Annotated in this window: 14 protein-coding genes and 1 riboswitch; of the genes, 2 read left to right on the top strand and 12 right to left on the bottom strand. The window is 47.2% G+C overall.

The features are described 5' to 3' along the window. Nucleotides 1–18 precede the first annotated feature (18 nt). Nucleotides 19–192: riboswitch (cobalamin riboswitch) on the bottom strand. Between the two features lie 83 nt (nucleotides 193–275). The 7 genes from QRD89_RS03535 to QRD89_RS03505 all read right to left on the bottom strand — a co-directional run bounded on the left by QRD89_RS03535 (nucleotide 276) and on the right by QRD89_RS03505 (nucleotide 7,098). Continuing rightward, nucleotides 276–1,751 carry a cobyric acid synthase gene (locus tag QRD89_RS03535; RefSeq protein ID WP_286096343.1) on the bottom strand — a complete coding sequence of 492 codons (1,476 nt, stop codon included), beginning with the start codon at nucleotides 1,749–1,751 and terminating at the stop codon, nucleotides 276–278. Beyond that, entirely contained in the window at nucleotides 1,748–3,103 is a 1,356-nt protein-coding gene (locus QRD89_RS03530; protein ID WP_286096342.1) for a cobyrinic acid a,c-diamide synthase CobB, read from the bottom strand. Before QRD89_RS03530 ends, QRD89_RS03535 begins: the two co-directional genes overlap by 4 nt. Beyond that, on the bottom strand, nucleotides 3,103–3,648 hold the full coding sequence (locus tag QRD89_RS03525; protein ID WP_286096341.1) for a cob(I)yrinic acid a,c-diamide adenosyltransferase: 546 nt from the start codon (nucleotides 3,646–3,648) through the stop codon (nucleotides 3,103–3,105). The genes QRD89_RS03530 and QRD89_RS03525 overlap by 1 nt, the downstream gene beginning before the upstream one ends. Nucleotides 3,649–3,833: 185 nt before the next feature. Then, a complete protein-coding gene (locus QRD89_RS03520) occupies nucleotides 3,834–4,367 on the bottom strand; it encodes a GNAT family N-acetyltransferase (protein WP_026578681.1) in 534 nt (177 codons plus the stop codon). Between the two features lie 96 nt (nucleotides 4,368–4,463). Beyond that, nucleotides 4,464–4,763, bottom strand: a complete 300-nt coding sequence (locus tag QRD89_RS03515) for a hypothetical protein (RefSeq protein ID WP_008633891.1) — start codon at nucleotides 4,761–4,763, stop codon at nucleotides 4,464–4,466. A gap of 86 nt (nucleotides 4,764–4,849) precedes the next feature. Then, complete coding sequence (locus tag QRD89_RS03510) at nucleotides 4,850–6,202, bottom strand: MATE family efflux transporter (protein WP_286096340.1); 1,353 nt, start codon at nucleotides 6,200–6,202, stop codon at nucleotides 4,850–4,852. A 56-nt stretch (nucleotides 6,203–6,258) separates the two neighbouring features. Further along, nucleotides 6,259–7,098, bottom strand: coding sequence for a MerR family transcriptional regulator (locus QRD89_RS03505; RefSeq protein WP_286096339.1), 840 nt, complete (start codon nucleotides 7,096–7,098; stop codon nucleotides 6,259–6,261). Nucleotides 7,099–7,216: 118 nt separating this feature from the next. Between QRD89_RS03505 and QRD89_RS03500 the strand changes: the two genes are divergently transcribed. Beyond that, nucleotides 7,217–7,408 (top strand): helix-turn-helix transcriptional regulator, encoded by a 192-nt coding sequence (locus QRD89_RS03500; protein WP_008633898.1) that lies wholly within the window; start codon nucleotides 7,217–7,219, stop codon nucleotides 7,406–7,408. Further along, nucleotides 7,408–7,881, top strand: a complete 474-nt coding sequence (locus QRD89_RS03495; protein WP_286096338.1) for a hypothetical protein — start codon at nucleotides 7,408–7,410, stop codon at nucleotides 7,879–7,881. Before QRD89_RS03500 ends, QRD89_RS03495 begins: the two co-directional genes overlap by 1 nt. A gap of 81 nt (nucleotides 7,882–7,962) precedes the next feature. On the opposite strand, the gene QRD89_RS03490 is transcribed toward QRD89_RS03495, so the two are convergent. The 5 genes from QRD89_RS03490 to QRD89_RS03470 form a co-directional block, all read right to left on the bottom strand. Beyond that, complete coding sequence (locus QRD89_RS03490) at nucleotides 7,963–9,063, bottom strand: NADH:flavin oxidoreductase (RefSeq protein WP_286096337.1); 1,101 nt, start codon at nucleotides 9,061–9,063, stop codon at nucleotides 7,963–7,965. A 154-nt stretch (nucleotides 9,064–9,217) separates the two neighbouring features. Continuing rightward, nucleotides 9,218–11,446, bottom strand: a complete 2,229-nt coding sequence (locus tag QRD89_RS03485) for a YhgE/Pip domain-containing protein (RefSeq protein WP_286096336.1) — start codon at nucleotides 11,444–11,446, stop codon at nucleotides 9,218–9,220. Between the two features lie 25 nt (nucleotides 11,447–11,471). After that, a complete protein-coding gene (locus QRD89_RS03480; protein ID WP_286096335.1) occupies nucleotides 11,472–11,912 on the bottom strand; it encodes a MarR family winged helix-turn-helix transcriptional regulator in 441 nt (146 codons plus the stop codon). Nucleotides 11,913–12,071: 159 nt separating this feature from the next. After that, on the bottom strand, nucleotides 12,072–12,500 hold the full coding sequence (locus QRD89_RS03475) for a MarR family winged helix-turn-helix transcriptional regulator (protein ID WP_008633915.1): 429 nt from the start codon (nucleotides 12,498–12,500) through the stop codon (nucleotides 12,072–12,074). A gap of 162 nt (nucleotides 12,501–12,662) precedes the next feature. Then, nucleotides 12,663–14,075: an NAD-dependent succinate-semialdehyde dehydrogenase gene (locus QRD89_RS03470; RefSeq protein WP_008633916.1), complete on the bottom strand. Its 1,413-nt coding sequence runs from the start codon at nucleotides 14,073–14,075 to the stop codon at nucleotides 12,663–12,665. Nucleotides 14,076–14,077 lie beyond the last annotated feature (2 nt).

Below are 14,077 nucleotides of genomic sequence, written 5' to 3'. Positions count from 1 at the left end.
ACCTTTAACCCGAAAGTCTCTTCTCGAACACGTCAGGCAGGTCTCCTGGCTCCGTTTCATCGTCAAGCTGCCCTTCCCGTACAAACAGTGGCACGCAGCTTTCCTCAACGTTACAGTGGCGGGACCGCATCGGATTTACACCGATTTCCCTTTTCACCTACAGCATGTAGGACCTGATCGCGGAATATTCGAATTTTTGTGATGATTCTATTATAGAATCCCGTCGGAAAAAAGTAAATCTTGTCATAGCCTTCATAGGGGCCCTGCTTCTGCTCCTATCTACGCTGGTACTGCTCCATTATGTCTTCCAGTCTATCTACGTCTAAAAAACCTGTGACGTGCGCTGCTAAACGATCATAAGCTTCCAACCGGAGTTGTTCATACAACACGTGCGCTTCCGCCTCCTGCAATCCTTTTCGTTTCCTGAGCTGGTTGAGAAACAGATGGCGGAACTTGTCGTTATGGAACACACCGTGAAAATACGTCCCATATGCTCCGTCGCTTACGGAACCATCAAGGAAGGAATCGACATCCCCCGTCCGCTCCGTCCGGCCCATATGGACTTCATAGCCTTGAATATCCAGCTCTTCTCCCGAGAAATGAACCTTCATGCTTGAGCGAACCGTCCGTTTCTCTGTAAGCATTGTCGTCTTTAGTGGAAAAATCCCGATCCCTTCCACTTCGATGGCTTCAGATTCTACTTTTTGAGGATCATGGATCTTCTCCCCCATCATTTGATAGCCGCCGCAAATCCCGAAGATGATGGTTCCTTGAAGGTGAAGCCTTCTGACAGCGTGGTCCAACCCCAGCTCCTTCATGAACTGACAGTCTTCCAGCGTATTTTTCGTTCCGGGAAGAATGATCAAATCGGGTTTTCCCAATTCTTCCGGCTTCTGAACAAGCCGTACGTGGCAGTCCGTTTCAAACCGAAACGGATCGATGTCTGTAAAATTAGAAATGCGCGGAAGATGAATGACAGCGATATCCAAATCCTTGGCATCGTCGGGGAAACGGCTGTATTGATGGAGACTTAAGGAATCTTCCGCATCCATCGCAGCATCTTCCAGGAACGGAACGACACCCAGAACCGGGATACCTGCATACGCTTCAAACCAATCCAAACCGGGCTGAAGCAGAGACACATCTCCGCGGAATTTATTGATGATTACACCGCACACTCTCTTTCTATCAACCGGATCAAGCAGCTGCAGGGTTCCGACAAGGCTTGCAAATACGCCTCCTCTGTCGATATCCCCTACAAGGATGACCGGAGCATCCGCCATTCTTGCGATACTCATATTGACAAGTTCACGGTCGTTTAAATTCACTTCTGCCGGGCTTCCGGCACCTTCGATTACGATTCTTTCAAAACGACCGGCTAAAGATTGATAAGCTTCTCGTATTACCTGTTTGGCAGTCTCGTAATATTCCTTCCGGTACTCGGATGCTTTCATATTCCGGAGCGGCTTCCCATGGACGACAATTTGGGATTCATCATCCTTCGTCGGCTTGATCAATACAGGGTTCATCATCGTCTCTGCCTCGACACCGGCTGCTTCCGCCTGCACCCCCTGCGCGCGTCCGATTTCTCTGCCATCTATAGTGATATAGGAGTTGAGCGCCATATTCTGCGACTTGAACGGGGCGACAGCATATCCTTTTCGTGCAAAAATCCTGCACAAAGCCGTAACCATCATACTTTTCCCCGCATCTGAGTGTGTGCCCTGGATCATAATTGGTACGGCCTTCATGAATTGCGAACCTCCCTGCATTTATTCAGGAAAGCATCCACAACGGATGGGTTCGATGCAAAGTGTATATGCGTGTACCCTGCGACAATATTCTTATGAATGACTCCTTCTGTCCCTTCTCCGAATGTTCCTTTAACGAAGTAGGCCGGCGTATGCTCCTCATCCGGGCGATATACAGAATAGTGGAACTCGTGACCTCTTGCGGTTTCCCCTTCAGGAAGAAGAAAATTCCCGGGTCCTCCATGGATTTCCCTGTATCCGACAGCAGCCAGCTTTCCCTGCATATGCATGTCCCCGGAAATAGCCCCAACCATGGCATGTCCGTTGATGGCCTTTGTTAAAAACATGAATCCTCCACATTCCGCTAGGACAGGAAGCCCTTCTTCGACGCGAGCCAGGAACGCTTTTCTCATGTCTTTCTGTTCCGAGAGTCGTTCGGCATAAAGTTCAGGAAAGCCGCCGCCCAGATAAACGCCGTCCGCCACTTTAGGAATTTTCTCTCCAGCTAACGGAGAAAAACGAAGCACTTCTACACCGCGCGCCTCCAAAAGTTCGAGATTTTCCGGGTAATAGAAGTTGAACGCCTTATCCTCCGCAATCGCTATCTTAAGAGAAGAAGAAGCCTGCTGTTGAAATAACGGCGAAGGGGGAACCTCCATCCAAGGCTTACTCTCACTTATCTGCAGCAGTCGCTCCATATCTACGGTTTCCATGACGGCTCTTCCCATCTTGTTAAAAAGGTCATCCAGCTCTCCCCTTTCAATGGCTGGGATCAAACCAAGGTGTCGTTCCGGCATCTCTAAATCTTCCATTCGAGGCAGATACCCGCACACCGGGATGCCACACGCCTGCTCTACCGCTTCTTTGATAATCCGATAGTGCCCTTCGCTTCCGACTTTACTTGCAATGACACCGGCAATGTCCGTCGTCTCATCAAATAACTGGTATCCTTTCACGATGGCTGCGGCGCTTCTTGCCATCTTACTGCAGTCAACGACAAGAATGATAGGTGCATCAATTTTCTGACTGATTTCCGCGGTCGACCCTTGATTGGATGTCGCGTACTTACCGTCGTACAGTCCCATGACTCCTTCGACAATCGAGATATCTGCCGTGTCACTTCCTTTTTGAAACACTTCCGCCAACACGTCATCCGGAAGCATCCAACTATCCAGGTTCCGCGCCGGCCGCCCCGTTACCGCTTTATGAAGACTGGGATCGATATAATCCGGTCCGCACTTGAATCCCTGTACGTTCCATCCCTGCTGCTTCCATGCCGCCATTAACCCGAGTGTAATCGTCGTTTTACCGGCACCGCTGGCTGCGCCGGCTATCACCAAGCGTTTTCTCATCAATATTCAATGCCGCGCACCGCCGGCACTCCTTCATCGTAGTAATGCTTCTCGACGTGCACATTGGAAACAAGATCGGCCAGCTCCTTAATTTCCTCCTTGGCACTTCTCCCTGTCAGGACAAGATGAACGTGCTCCGGTTTATGGCGGATCAGCTCCTGCACTTCCTCCAATGGCAGTACATCATCGACCGGGAATGTGTCGATCGCCAGGGCATTGTTTATTTCATCAAGGACGACCACGTCATACTCACCGGACATGACGGTTTCTTTCGCTTCCGCCCACCCGGACTTCAACGCTTCCCTATGTACGTCCGGAGTTTTCAGCCAGGTGAACCCCTCTCCGAGCTGCACCATTTCCACACCCAGCTTCTCAAGCGCCTTCATTTCTCCATAGCTCCGTTTCTTCGATTTGATGAATTGGAGGATTTTTACGTTCATTCCCTGCCCGACCGCTCTCACCGTCAGTCCGACGGCAGCTGTTGTCTTTCCTTTTCCATCTCCGGTGTAAACCAGAGTCAATCCTTTCCGTTTTGCTCTTGCCATGTCATTCACTCCTTTTTATTTTTTCTGAATAATCACACAGAATCTCTATGATCATAGCAAAGGAACGACATTAAAAAAAGCAGGCGCCCTTTTCTTTCACACGAAAATGATGGACAGAGCGGGATTCAAGGCTGAACAATTTTTTCAACAAAAAAGCAGGCCGCCGGCCTGCTTTTTATTTCTGCTCAGTCATGGAACTTCCTTTTAACGTAACGAAGCATTTCTTCCTTCCCGCCAGTGGCTTCATCTTCCTCCCATAATGTGCCTGAAAAGATAAATCCAAGCTTCTCCAACAAGCGGGTCGATGGTTCATTCTGAGGATGTACTTTGGCTTCCACCTGCTCCATCCCCCAGCGATGAAACGCATGATCTACAAGAGTGGAAACTACTTCTGTACCATAGCCCTGCCGCCAGTAAGCCTTGGCGATCTCATACCCGATTTCTACTGTTCCGGCACTATCGTTCACCGCATTATAACCACAGGACCCGATGATACGTCCTGCGTTTTTAGTCTCGAGGGAATAACGAATGGCTTCTCCCTTTTCAGCCAGTGCATTCATAAAAGCGATCATACGGACGGCTTGATCCCGGCTGGAGAATGGTTCGATATTCATAAATTCCGCAACCTCCGGATCGGACCATACAGCGAATAGGTACGGCGCATCTGCTTCTTTACATGGACGCAGATGTAATCGTTCGGTGTACCATTCTTCTATCAATCTCTTTCTCTCCCTTCGCTCCTGTTCTACTCCTTTAGAAACGTCGGTTCTCTGCGCATCGTTTCCCCCTTCCCTAACTCTTGTTCTACGTTCGTATTAGAAATCGGCTTCAGATCCGGACGCTTGAAACACGTCCCAATGTCCATTCATCATGGAGGTGTAAACCCGTTTCACGATATAATCTTCGTCTCCGGTCGTAATCTCGAACGTGTCCGATCCTAAGTAGTTAATAGAATCAATGTCTTCTGATTGAAACTGATCGCTTTCTTCCAAGTAATCCGCCAGAACCCCTTCTTCATTCCATTCATAGTAAAGATTGTAAGGCCCGAAAACATTACATCCGGCGAATACCAATAAAGCAGCGAAAACAGTCAGAATCACTATACGCTTTCTCATAGTCACTCTCCTCTATTCTCTTATCGATAGATTCCGAGTTTCATCATATATCCTAGAATTAAATTTGTAAATATTACCCAAGACGATCAACCTGTTTCCGCACCGCCTATGTGATTTACTACGCGTCTTCTCACATAAATAACCAACAAGAATGCAACAACCATCTCCGCCATCGGCAAAGACAGCCAAACGCCGGCTGGCCCGAGGAACAGCGGCAGAATCCATAAGAACAGAAGCAGAAGTACAAAGCTTCTGAGCAGAATGATGATGGTGGAAGAGCGGATCTGTCCGATCGATTGAAAATAGGTCATATAAACAAAGTTGAAGCCAAGGAATAAATAAGCAATAAAGAACAATCGAATTCCGTCTACGGCGAGCGAGCGGACGTGTTGAGACTCAAGACCGAACAACGATACGAGAAGCGGCGCTGCGAGAAGTCCGACAACAAGCAGTACGACGCCCATTACCAAAGCAGTAACCTCCCCAATCTTCACACTCTCCCGAATCCGGCCTCTCTCTTTAGCGCCGTGATAATAACTGATCATCGGTTGAAGCGCCGATTCGATTCCGAAGAACGACAGGAACATGAAGCCGTGCAAATAATTGATAACGGAGAAAGCGGCGACTCCATCCGTTCCGAGCATGCTTACGATTGCCAGGTTATACGCTGCAACAAAGACAAGCGCCCCCGCCTCTGCAAGGAAGCTTGGAAATCCGATCGAGAAAATCGCACCCAGACCAGACCAGCTCCACTGGAAAGCAAAAGGTCGGAGTTTTGTGTCACTGCGAAAGAAATGGATGAGTAAAACAAAAATACCGAGAACACTCGCAAGAATGGTGGCCAAGGCAGCACCAAACACGCCCAGACCCAATATGAAAATCATATAATAATTCAAACCGATATTGGTGACTGCTGTTATCCCAAGTGCAACCATCGAAAGCACAGGGCCTCCATCGTTTCTAACGAATATACTAAGCAGCTGCTGCAGGGCAATAAGCCACCCAAGGGAGAAAAGGACCTGTAAGTACTCCACTGTATGTGAGAGCGTCTCTGCGTTCGCCCCTAACATTCGGGCTGCCGCTTCCACTTGAAAATATCCGACCGTACCGATGAGAGCAAGGATGAAGATCGTCGTTATAAGAGACAGAGAAAAAACACTCCGCGCCTGTTCCATCTGACGTTCCCCGATCCGGATGGAATACAGCGTTCCGCCACCGATACCGATCCATAAAGCAATGGAAAAAATAAGCGAGAAAACCGGCATGGCTAAATTGACGCCGGCAAGACCTTCCGCACCGACCCCGTTACCGACGAAAATTCCGTCGATCAGGATATTGATGGACATCAGCATCATTCCGAACAAAGAGGGAAAGAAATACTGGAAGAATACTTTTTTTACTGGTTGATGCTGCAAAATGCTGTGTGTATTTGTCATCATGGTTCCTCCCGTATCTGTTTACAAGAGAAAGTATAAACCTTCAAGTTACTTCAAGGTCAATCATTTTTACGGACAGGTATTTGGATCCATGTCATATAATCCTTCTCATTGCGGATCACCGATTCATCAAGCAGGCTGATTTCCACAGCGTTTCCTATTATTTCACAGCCTTCTATTTTCAGCTGCTCCAACATAAACCGATAACTTTGCTTTATTGCTTCATACTTCCCTTTATGGGGATAACACGCATACATCCCTTCTGCTAAAAAGGATGACTCCGGTTTTTCCTTATCCTTGTGCAGGAGTTCAAAGACTGAGCGATACTTTACCGGTCCCTCACCATCCAGACTATCCATATCTGCAATCGTGCCGAAGTCCCCCGTGAAGAATCCGTCATACATGATCCCTGACAAGGAATGATATTCCAAATCTTTCACGTAGATGTCGTCGGAAGCCTCCTTCAAATCAATCGGCTCATCATTATATATATAGGAAACGGGCCGTTCAGGAAACCATTGATAGGTCATAGAGGGCTGCGACATTAATGTAAGGCCCTGTTCTATGGTCGAAATTTTATTCTTAATCTTTTCTTCTACTATCGATAGCCGCAGCTTTTCCATTCTCACTTCATCCAGCTTCCGCTCCAACCGTTCTTTCGTATTTTCAGGAGTCCTCTCTTTCAGCTGATCCTGAATATCCTTCATAGTAAATCCATTCTTTTTCATAAAGATGATGGTATCCAATACCGGAAACTGATCGACGGTATAATAACGATATCTGCTTGAGTCATCCGTGTATTTCGGCTTGAAAATGCCGATTTCATCGTAATAACGCAGCGTTGATGCAGGTAACTGGAAGAGGCCGGCAATCTCTCCTATACGGAACTTTCTTCTCATAAACATCCCATCCATTTTTTCTTTTATTATTCCTTATACCCTTGCAGAAATCAATCGCTGAATGTAATATATAAATTACATAAGCAATATATATTTAACATGATTGGGTGATACGAAAGTGAACAAAATCAAACTGGCACGTCTAGAAAAGGATTTGACTCAAGCCCAGCTTGCCAAACGTGTCCAAGCGACAAGACAGACAATCGGCCTGATTGAGAAAGGCACCTATAACCCCAGCCTTCAGCTCTGTATCGCGATTGCCAAAGAACTTGATAAAACATTAGATGATCTATTCTGGGAGGAATCATAATGGTCCAGTCATTTCTCAACTATTTCTTACCGAAGGATGAATACAAACGTTCACAAATCGTTTACTTTATGGCAGAAGCGGCTTTTTTGACTGTACTTCTCCTTCTGCCACTTACACTTATGAACAACATATGGTGGAATTCCCAATCTTTTAATGAAATTTCCGTCCTGCTTACTCCTGTATTTGTGATGGCATACACCTATTTCCGTTATGTATTTAAAGGTATAGAGCATACCGACATCTCTGAAGAGAAAACCTATCGTGCACAACGCCGCCTGAATAGGAAAAGAGCCCTTTTCTTCGCGGCCATATTCATGATCGTGCTTTTGATCAACAATGGAATACCGTCTACGGGCATGGAAATTCTCGACATAGGCGGTCCCGTCTTCCTCGGCTTCCTGTTCTATCTGCTCTTTGACTACATCTCTCTTAAACGATCCTATAATAAAAATAAAGACCTGCTTGATGACTGAATCAGGTTCACAGCAAATCCAAAGCCCCTCTCCCAAAAACAAAAAAAGAGGACTCCTTTTGCAGGAGTCCTCTTTCCGCTATTAATATAACTTCGTTAACGCGTCTTTATCAAATGGAAGCAGATCATTTACTCTGCCTTCCTCTACTTTCTTAACCCATTCCGGATCTTGAAGCAGAGAACGACCGATGGCAATCAAATCGAATTCGTCCTGGTCCAGTTTTTCAATGAGACCGTCCAGACTCGTCGTATTTGCCGCCTGAAAACTTGTAAATGTTCCGTCCAATCCGACAGAACCGACAGAAATAGCAGGTTTTCCGGTCAGTTTCTTCGTCCATCCGGCAAGGTTCATTTCAGAGCCTTCAAATTCCGGTTCCCAGAATCGACGGGTAGAGCAGTGGAAGATGTCGACTCCAGCGTCAGAAAGCGGCTGAAGGAATTGATTTAATTCCTCTGACGTTGCTGCAAGTTTTGCTTGATAGTCATTCATTTTCCACTGACTGAAACGGAAGATAATCGGGAAATCCGGGCCGACGGCTTTACGGCATGCCTCAATGACTTCGACTGCAAATTGCGTACGGCCGACCAAATCACCACCGTAACGGTCGGTGCGCTTGTTCGTATGCTCATAGAAGAATTGGTCGATCAAGTATCCATGTGCTCCGTGAAGCTCGATGGCATCAAACCCGATACGCTTCGCATCGGCAGCAGCCTGCGCGTATGACTGAACCAGCCCCTCGATTTCTTCGACCGTAAGCGGTTCGGATACTTGCGCCCCATCAAGGGTCAACCCAGACGGTCCGATTGGTGCGGCTTCTTTGTTCGGCAGTTCTCCAGGTTTTCGTGTCATTCCGACGTGCCACAGCTGTGGAGCAATTTTCCCTCCCGCTTCATGCACTTCTTTTACGACTTTAGCCCAGCCGTCCAACGCGTCTCCGTGGAAGAGCGGGATGCTGTCACCGGAAACAGAAGACGGATGATTGATTCCGACTCCTTCGGTGATGATAAGACCAACATCCCCTTCAGCGCGGCGGCGGTAATAGGCAGCCACGTCTTCGCCAGGAATGCCTCCCGGGGAGAAGCCGCGCGTCATCGGCGCCATCACCGTGCGGTTTTTTAATTGTATTTTGTCACTATGGAAAGTTTCGAATAAAGGTTTAACAGATACATTCGTATTACTCAATGTCGTTTCCTCCTTTTCCTGTTGCATCTTCTATTCTCGCAAATGCGGACGGAAATGAAAAATCATCTGTTTGCCTTCCACCCCCCATGCATCAAAAAAGACGGAAGACCCGTTTCAGATCATCCGTCTTTTTCTTCCTATTGTGGTTATCTCTTTAATGGAACAATCCTGATTCCCGTGATTTCTTCATCAGACTCCGCGTACGCTTATGGAGCGGCCCTTTCAGGAACGTACCGATAAGCAGGAATGCTGCGCCGAAGATAGACAGAAAGATAAAGTCTGTCTTCACCCGGGCTGGTACGATACCGCCTACCGCTTCCCGCATCAGGTCGATCGCGTAGGAAAACGGAAGAAACGGATGGATATTCTGGAAGAATTCCGGAAGTAAGGCGACTGGATACGTCCCGCCTGAACCTGCAATCTGCAGAACGAGACATACGATCGCTGCTGCTTTCCCAACGTCCCCAAGAACGGATACCAGTGTAAACACAATGGTCATAAAGACAAAACTCGTTGCGAATCCAAACAAGATGAACGGAAGCTCTGCAGCTATATCTACATTCAGGATGTAAATGTTACCAAGCGTTACGACAAGCGTCTGCAGAAATCCGATGCTCACAAAGGTAGCAAGCTTCCCGAAGTACTGCTGGTACTTTCGGTATTCTTCGCCGTGATGAGGATCCGTCGATAACAAGGATACCAACAGCAATGCTCCGACCCACAAGGACAACACGGTATAGAAAGGCGTCATCCCCGTACCGTAGTTGGCAATCGGGAACAAGGCGTTCTTACTCAATACGACCGGCTCCTCGAAAAAGCTCTGTTCGGCCTCCGGATCATTTTTCAGAAGCTCGATGATCTCATTAATGTCCGTTTCCCCTTGAATATCACGGATTCGATCCGCCATTTCATTCACTTTGTCGTTGACGTAGGGATACTCATTCAGCATATATTCAAGAATATCCTGACCTTCGGCAATGTTTCCTTCGGTACTGTTCAGTATTTTTTCAATCTCCGGAATAGTCGATTGGGCGTCAGCCAGAATGCTTCTCGCATTAGCAAGCGTATTCTTCGCCTTATCTATTTCCGACAATACTTTCGGTTCAATCGAATCATTATATTCTTTCACAAAAGCATCAATCCGGTCCGCGGTATTTTGGGATTTCTCCTGCAGGTCGGCAAGCACAGCATCGATTTCTTCCTGCTTCTCACCCAGCTGCTGTTCGATCTTGCCGCTGTCCGCCTGGACCGTCTCCAAGTCTCCACGAATCGTTTCTATTGTGGCAAGCGCCTGATCGATTGTTTCTGTGGAAACCTGTGGAGCAGGAGGCTGTCCTTCTCCATCTTCTGAATTGTCCCCGGAGTCCGCCTCGGCATTTTGCTGCTGCTCCTCCTGCTGAGCTTTCACTTGCTTCAGAAGCTGCTCTACCTCATTCAGACGTTCCACGGATGCATCCGTCTGTTCACCGATTCGATCCTTGATGGCGTTGACCGTATCCAAATCCAAATCAATGGAGCGCACATCAGTAAGAAACGCATTTACATCCTCTGCTGTCTGCTGGGCAGCTTCGAGATCCTCTTGTACTTGTGGTGCCAGTTCATTTAGTCGTGCCTCTGCATCATCTATGAATCCTGTCGTTTCATCAATGGTGGAAATACCGTCTTTCGTCACTTTCGTGGCTTCCGGAAGCAGAGCCTGCACGTCATTAATGACGTCCACCGCACTTTTCGAATCTTCATAGGAACTGCTGATCATATCATGGATTTCCGGTAAATTCTCTTCCAGTTTAAACACATATTCTTCAAAGCGTTCAATATCCGGAAGGTCCTTCTCAAGCTCTACGCCTAAATCGTTGAACAGCTCTGCGATCGTGCCGTTCACTTCCGATATAAAATTACTTTTCACTTCTTCGACGATGACGCTGGCACCTTTTTCCGTAATTTTCGGTGCGATGGCGTTCACTTTCTCATTGACGTAATATTCGACTTCCGATTTCTCAGGGCTGTCACTGATAACCGTTCCAAGCTTCTCAGAGAAATTCTCGGGGATGACGATAACCGCGTAATAATCGCCGTACTCCAGCTTATCCATCGCCTCTTCTCTGTCATCAAAATGCCAGTCCATGCTGTCGTTATCCTTCAGGTTATCCACTACTTCCTGACCAACGTCAATATCGGTATCCCGGACAGTAGCTCCGGTATCCTCATTGACGATTCCGACAGGCAGCTGGTCCGTCTGGCTGTATGGGTCCCAGGATGCTTTAATGTTAAACCAGGCATATAAAGACGGTAGAACGATTAAGCCGCCGATCAGGATCATCGCGACCCAGTTCTTCGATATATTTTTCCAATCTCGGCTGAAAATGCGCCATATGTTCTTCATAAGGATGCTCCTATTCTCATTTCCGTTATTCTTCCCGCTCTTTTAACTTCTTTTTGACATGCTCGAACAAATGGATGAAAGTGGTGACGTCTTCATCCTTCACCCCCTCAAAAAGAAACGAAAAGCTGTCATAAATCAGTTCATCTGCACGGTATACAATCTCTTCCCCTTTTTCCGTAAGTTGTACGAGTTTGGAGCGCTTATCTTCCTTCGTTTCACTCCATTGAATCAGTTCCTTCTCCATCAACTTCTTTATCCGGTTCGAGATCGCACTTTTATGGACACCTTGTATGTTGCTCAGCCTCCCTGGCGTAAGAGCCGCTTCTACTTTGATGATTTTTAACGTTTGCAGTTGTTGGGAGGATACATTCTTCAAAGGTCCGCTCTCCTCCAGCTTTCTCAAATGTTCACTCGCACCGAAATACACTTCTATGAATAAGTCGATGACTTTCCTCGAATCAGGCATGTGTGTACTCCCTCCATAAAATAGTTCACACCTATAAACTAAAAATAGTTTACACCCATGAACTATTTGCGTCAATGATTTTATCGTCCACTGATCCAACTATTTTTATGCAAAAAAAAAACGACCGGATGGCCGTTCCTTTGAAAAACAGCTGCTTCCTCACTCGTCTATGCTCTGCTGCATTTTGAGGAGGAGCCTGTCCAGTTCATTCATCTCTGCTTCTGTCATCGTCTGATTGACAACCTCGTTAATTTCATCGGTAACTGCTGTGACTTTCGCTTCAAGCATCCGCCCGCTTTCCGTCAAGTGCAGCTCCAGAGAACGCATGTCGTCAATCCGAAAGCATCGTTCAATATAGCCTTTCTTCTCCAGACTGGAGGCCATTCTGGCAATGTTAGCCTTATCCTTACCTAAGTAATTGGCGATCTGATTCTGGGTCAACCCGTCTTCCTCCCAAAGAAGCATCATGATCAAATTCTGCTCCGGCGCCAGATTGTAAGGGGCGAGCTTCGCTTTTATGAAGCTTGTCAATTTTAAATCGGTTTGATGGAGTTTTATACTGATGTGGTTCTGAAAGCTACGTTTCATGGAGGCTTTTTACCTTTCTCACGTACGGTGGACGTTATTTTTCAAAAACATAATTATAGGCAGAAAGAATTCCATTGTCAAAGGTATTAATTGGATAACAGCCGAAGAAAAAAATAAATCTCGCAAATGATAAAACCGCCCCTTAGCAGGGACGGCTTTTTATCATAGTCCGATAGAGATATATTTCGTTTCTAAGTATTCTTCAATACCGAAGTGACCGCCTTCTCGACCGAGTCCGCTTTCCTTAAACCCGCCGAACGGTGCTTGAGCCGTAGATGGAAGTCCATCATTTAACCCGACAATACCATAGTCCAATTCCTCAGAAAGACGCATCGCTTTGGAGAAATTCTCTGTGTACAGATATCCGGCCAAACCGAATGGAGACTCGTTTGCACGGCGAATCGCATCTTCTTCATCAGAGAAAGAAGCGATTGGAAGCACAGGCCCGAACGTTTCCTCCTTCATACAGATCATGTCATCCGTCGTATGAACAAGCACGGTCGGTTCAACGAAATACCCCTTATCCGATTGCGAAGATCCGCCTGTTACAAGCGTTGCTCCATTATCCAGAGCATTCTGGATATGCTTATTGACCTTATCAAAACCGTCTTTATCAATAAGCGGACCGATGTCCGTATCAGGATCGAGGCCATCTCCCACATTCAGCTGCTCAACAGCAGTTTTCAATTTCTCTGTAAATTCATCCAATACAGATTCATGCACATAGAAACGGTTGGAGCAGACACAAGTTTGTCCAGCATTTCTGAATTTTGATGCCACTGCGCCTTCCACTGCCTTATCCAGATCCGCATCCGCAAGAACGACGAATGGAGCCTGACCGCCGAGTTCCAGTGAGATACGCTTCATCGTATCCGCCGACTTACGCATCAAGAGCTTTCCGACCTCTGTCGAGCCTGTGAAAGAAAGTTTACGTACGCGGGAATCAGATAACCATACATCGCTGATGGTCGCAGCATCTCCTGTAAGGATATTAATAATTCCTTCCGGCGCTCCCGCTTCCTGAGCCAGCTCCACCAGACGAATCGCAGTCAGAGGCGTCTGCTCTGCCGGTTTGATCAGGACGGTACAGCCTGCAGCGATTGCCGGCGCCACTTTTCTTGTAATCATAGCTGCCGGGAAGTTCCATGGCGTAATGGCTGCCATGACTCCGACCGGCTGTTTTTGGACAAGAATGCGCTTGTCCCTGCTCGAAGCGGGAATCGTTTCACCGTAGATACGCTTCCCTTCTTCTGCATACCAGGCAAGGAAGCTGTTCGCATAACCGATTTCACCGGCTGCTTCCTTCAGCGGCTTTCCCTGCTCTTTCGTCATGATTTCCGCTAACTCTTCTTTATGAGCTTCTATCAGTTGATGCCAGCGCATCAAAAATTCAGCACGCTCATAGGCGGTCGTCTTCTTCCATTTAAGAAAAGCAGCATGGGCGGCATCCACCGCCTCCTGCGCTTCTTTCTCTCCCGCATCCGGAACGTGATCGATCACTTCCAGTGTGTAAGGATTCGTTACTTCTATCGTCTTCTCTGAGGTCCATTCTTTCCCGTTCACAATAAGATTCAACT

The organism is Halobacillus sp. ACCC02827 (genome assembly GCF_030291935.1).
In the GTDB taxonomy this organism is placed as follows: Bacteria; Bacillota; Bacilli; order Bacillales; family Halobacillaceae; genus Halobacillus.
Note: the sequence above shows the minus strand (reverse complement) of the source record. Positions and strands in the feature narration are given on the sequence as shown.

Excerpts from the sequence above, each read along its gene's own strand:
- QRD89_RS03535 (WP_286096343.1), bottom strand. The coding sequence starts at position 1,751 with ATGAAGGCCGTACCAATTATGATCCAGGGCACACACTCAGATGCGGGG.
- QRD89_RS03530 (WP_286096342.1), bottom strand. The coding sequence starts at position 3,103 with ATGAGAAAACGCTTGGTGATAGCCGGCGCAGCCAGCGGTGCCGGTAAA.
- QRD89_RS03525 (WP_286096341.1), bottom strand. The coding sequence starts at position 3,648 with ATGGCAAGAGCAAAACGGAAAGGATTGACTCTGGTTTACACCGGAGAT.
- QRD89_RS03515 (WP_008633891.1), bottom strand. The coding sequence starts at position 4,763 with ATGAGAAAGCGTATAGTGATTCTGACTGTTTTCGCTGCTTTATTGGTA.
- QRD89_RS03510 (WP_286096340.1), bottom strand. The coding sequence starts at position 6,202 with ATGATGACAAATACACACAGCATTTTGCAGCATCAACCAGTAAAAAAA.
- QRD89_RS03505 (WP_286096339.1), bottom strand. The coding sequence starts at position 7,098 with ATGAGAAGAAAGTTCCGTATAGGAGAGATTGCCGGCCTCTTCCAGTTA.
- QRD89_RS03495 (WP_286096338.1), top strand. The coding sequence starts at position 7,408 with ATGGTCCAGTCATTTCTCAACTATTTCTTACCGAAGGATGAATACAAA.
- QRD89_RS03485 (WP_286096336.1), bottom strand. The coding sequence starts at position 11,446 with ATGAAGAACATATGGCGCATTTTCAGCCGAGATTGGAAAAATATATCG.
- QRD89_RS03480 (WP_286096335.1), bottom strand. The coding sequence starts at position 11,912 with ATGCCTGATTCGAGGAAAGTCATCGACTTATTCATAGAAGTGTATTTC.
- QRD89_RS03475 (WP_008633915.1), bottom strand. The coding sequence starts at position 12,500 with ATGAAACGTAGCTTTCAGAACCACATCAGTATAAAACTCCATCAAACC.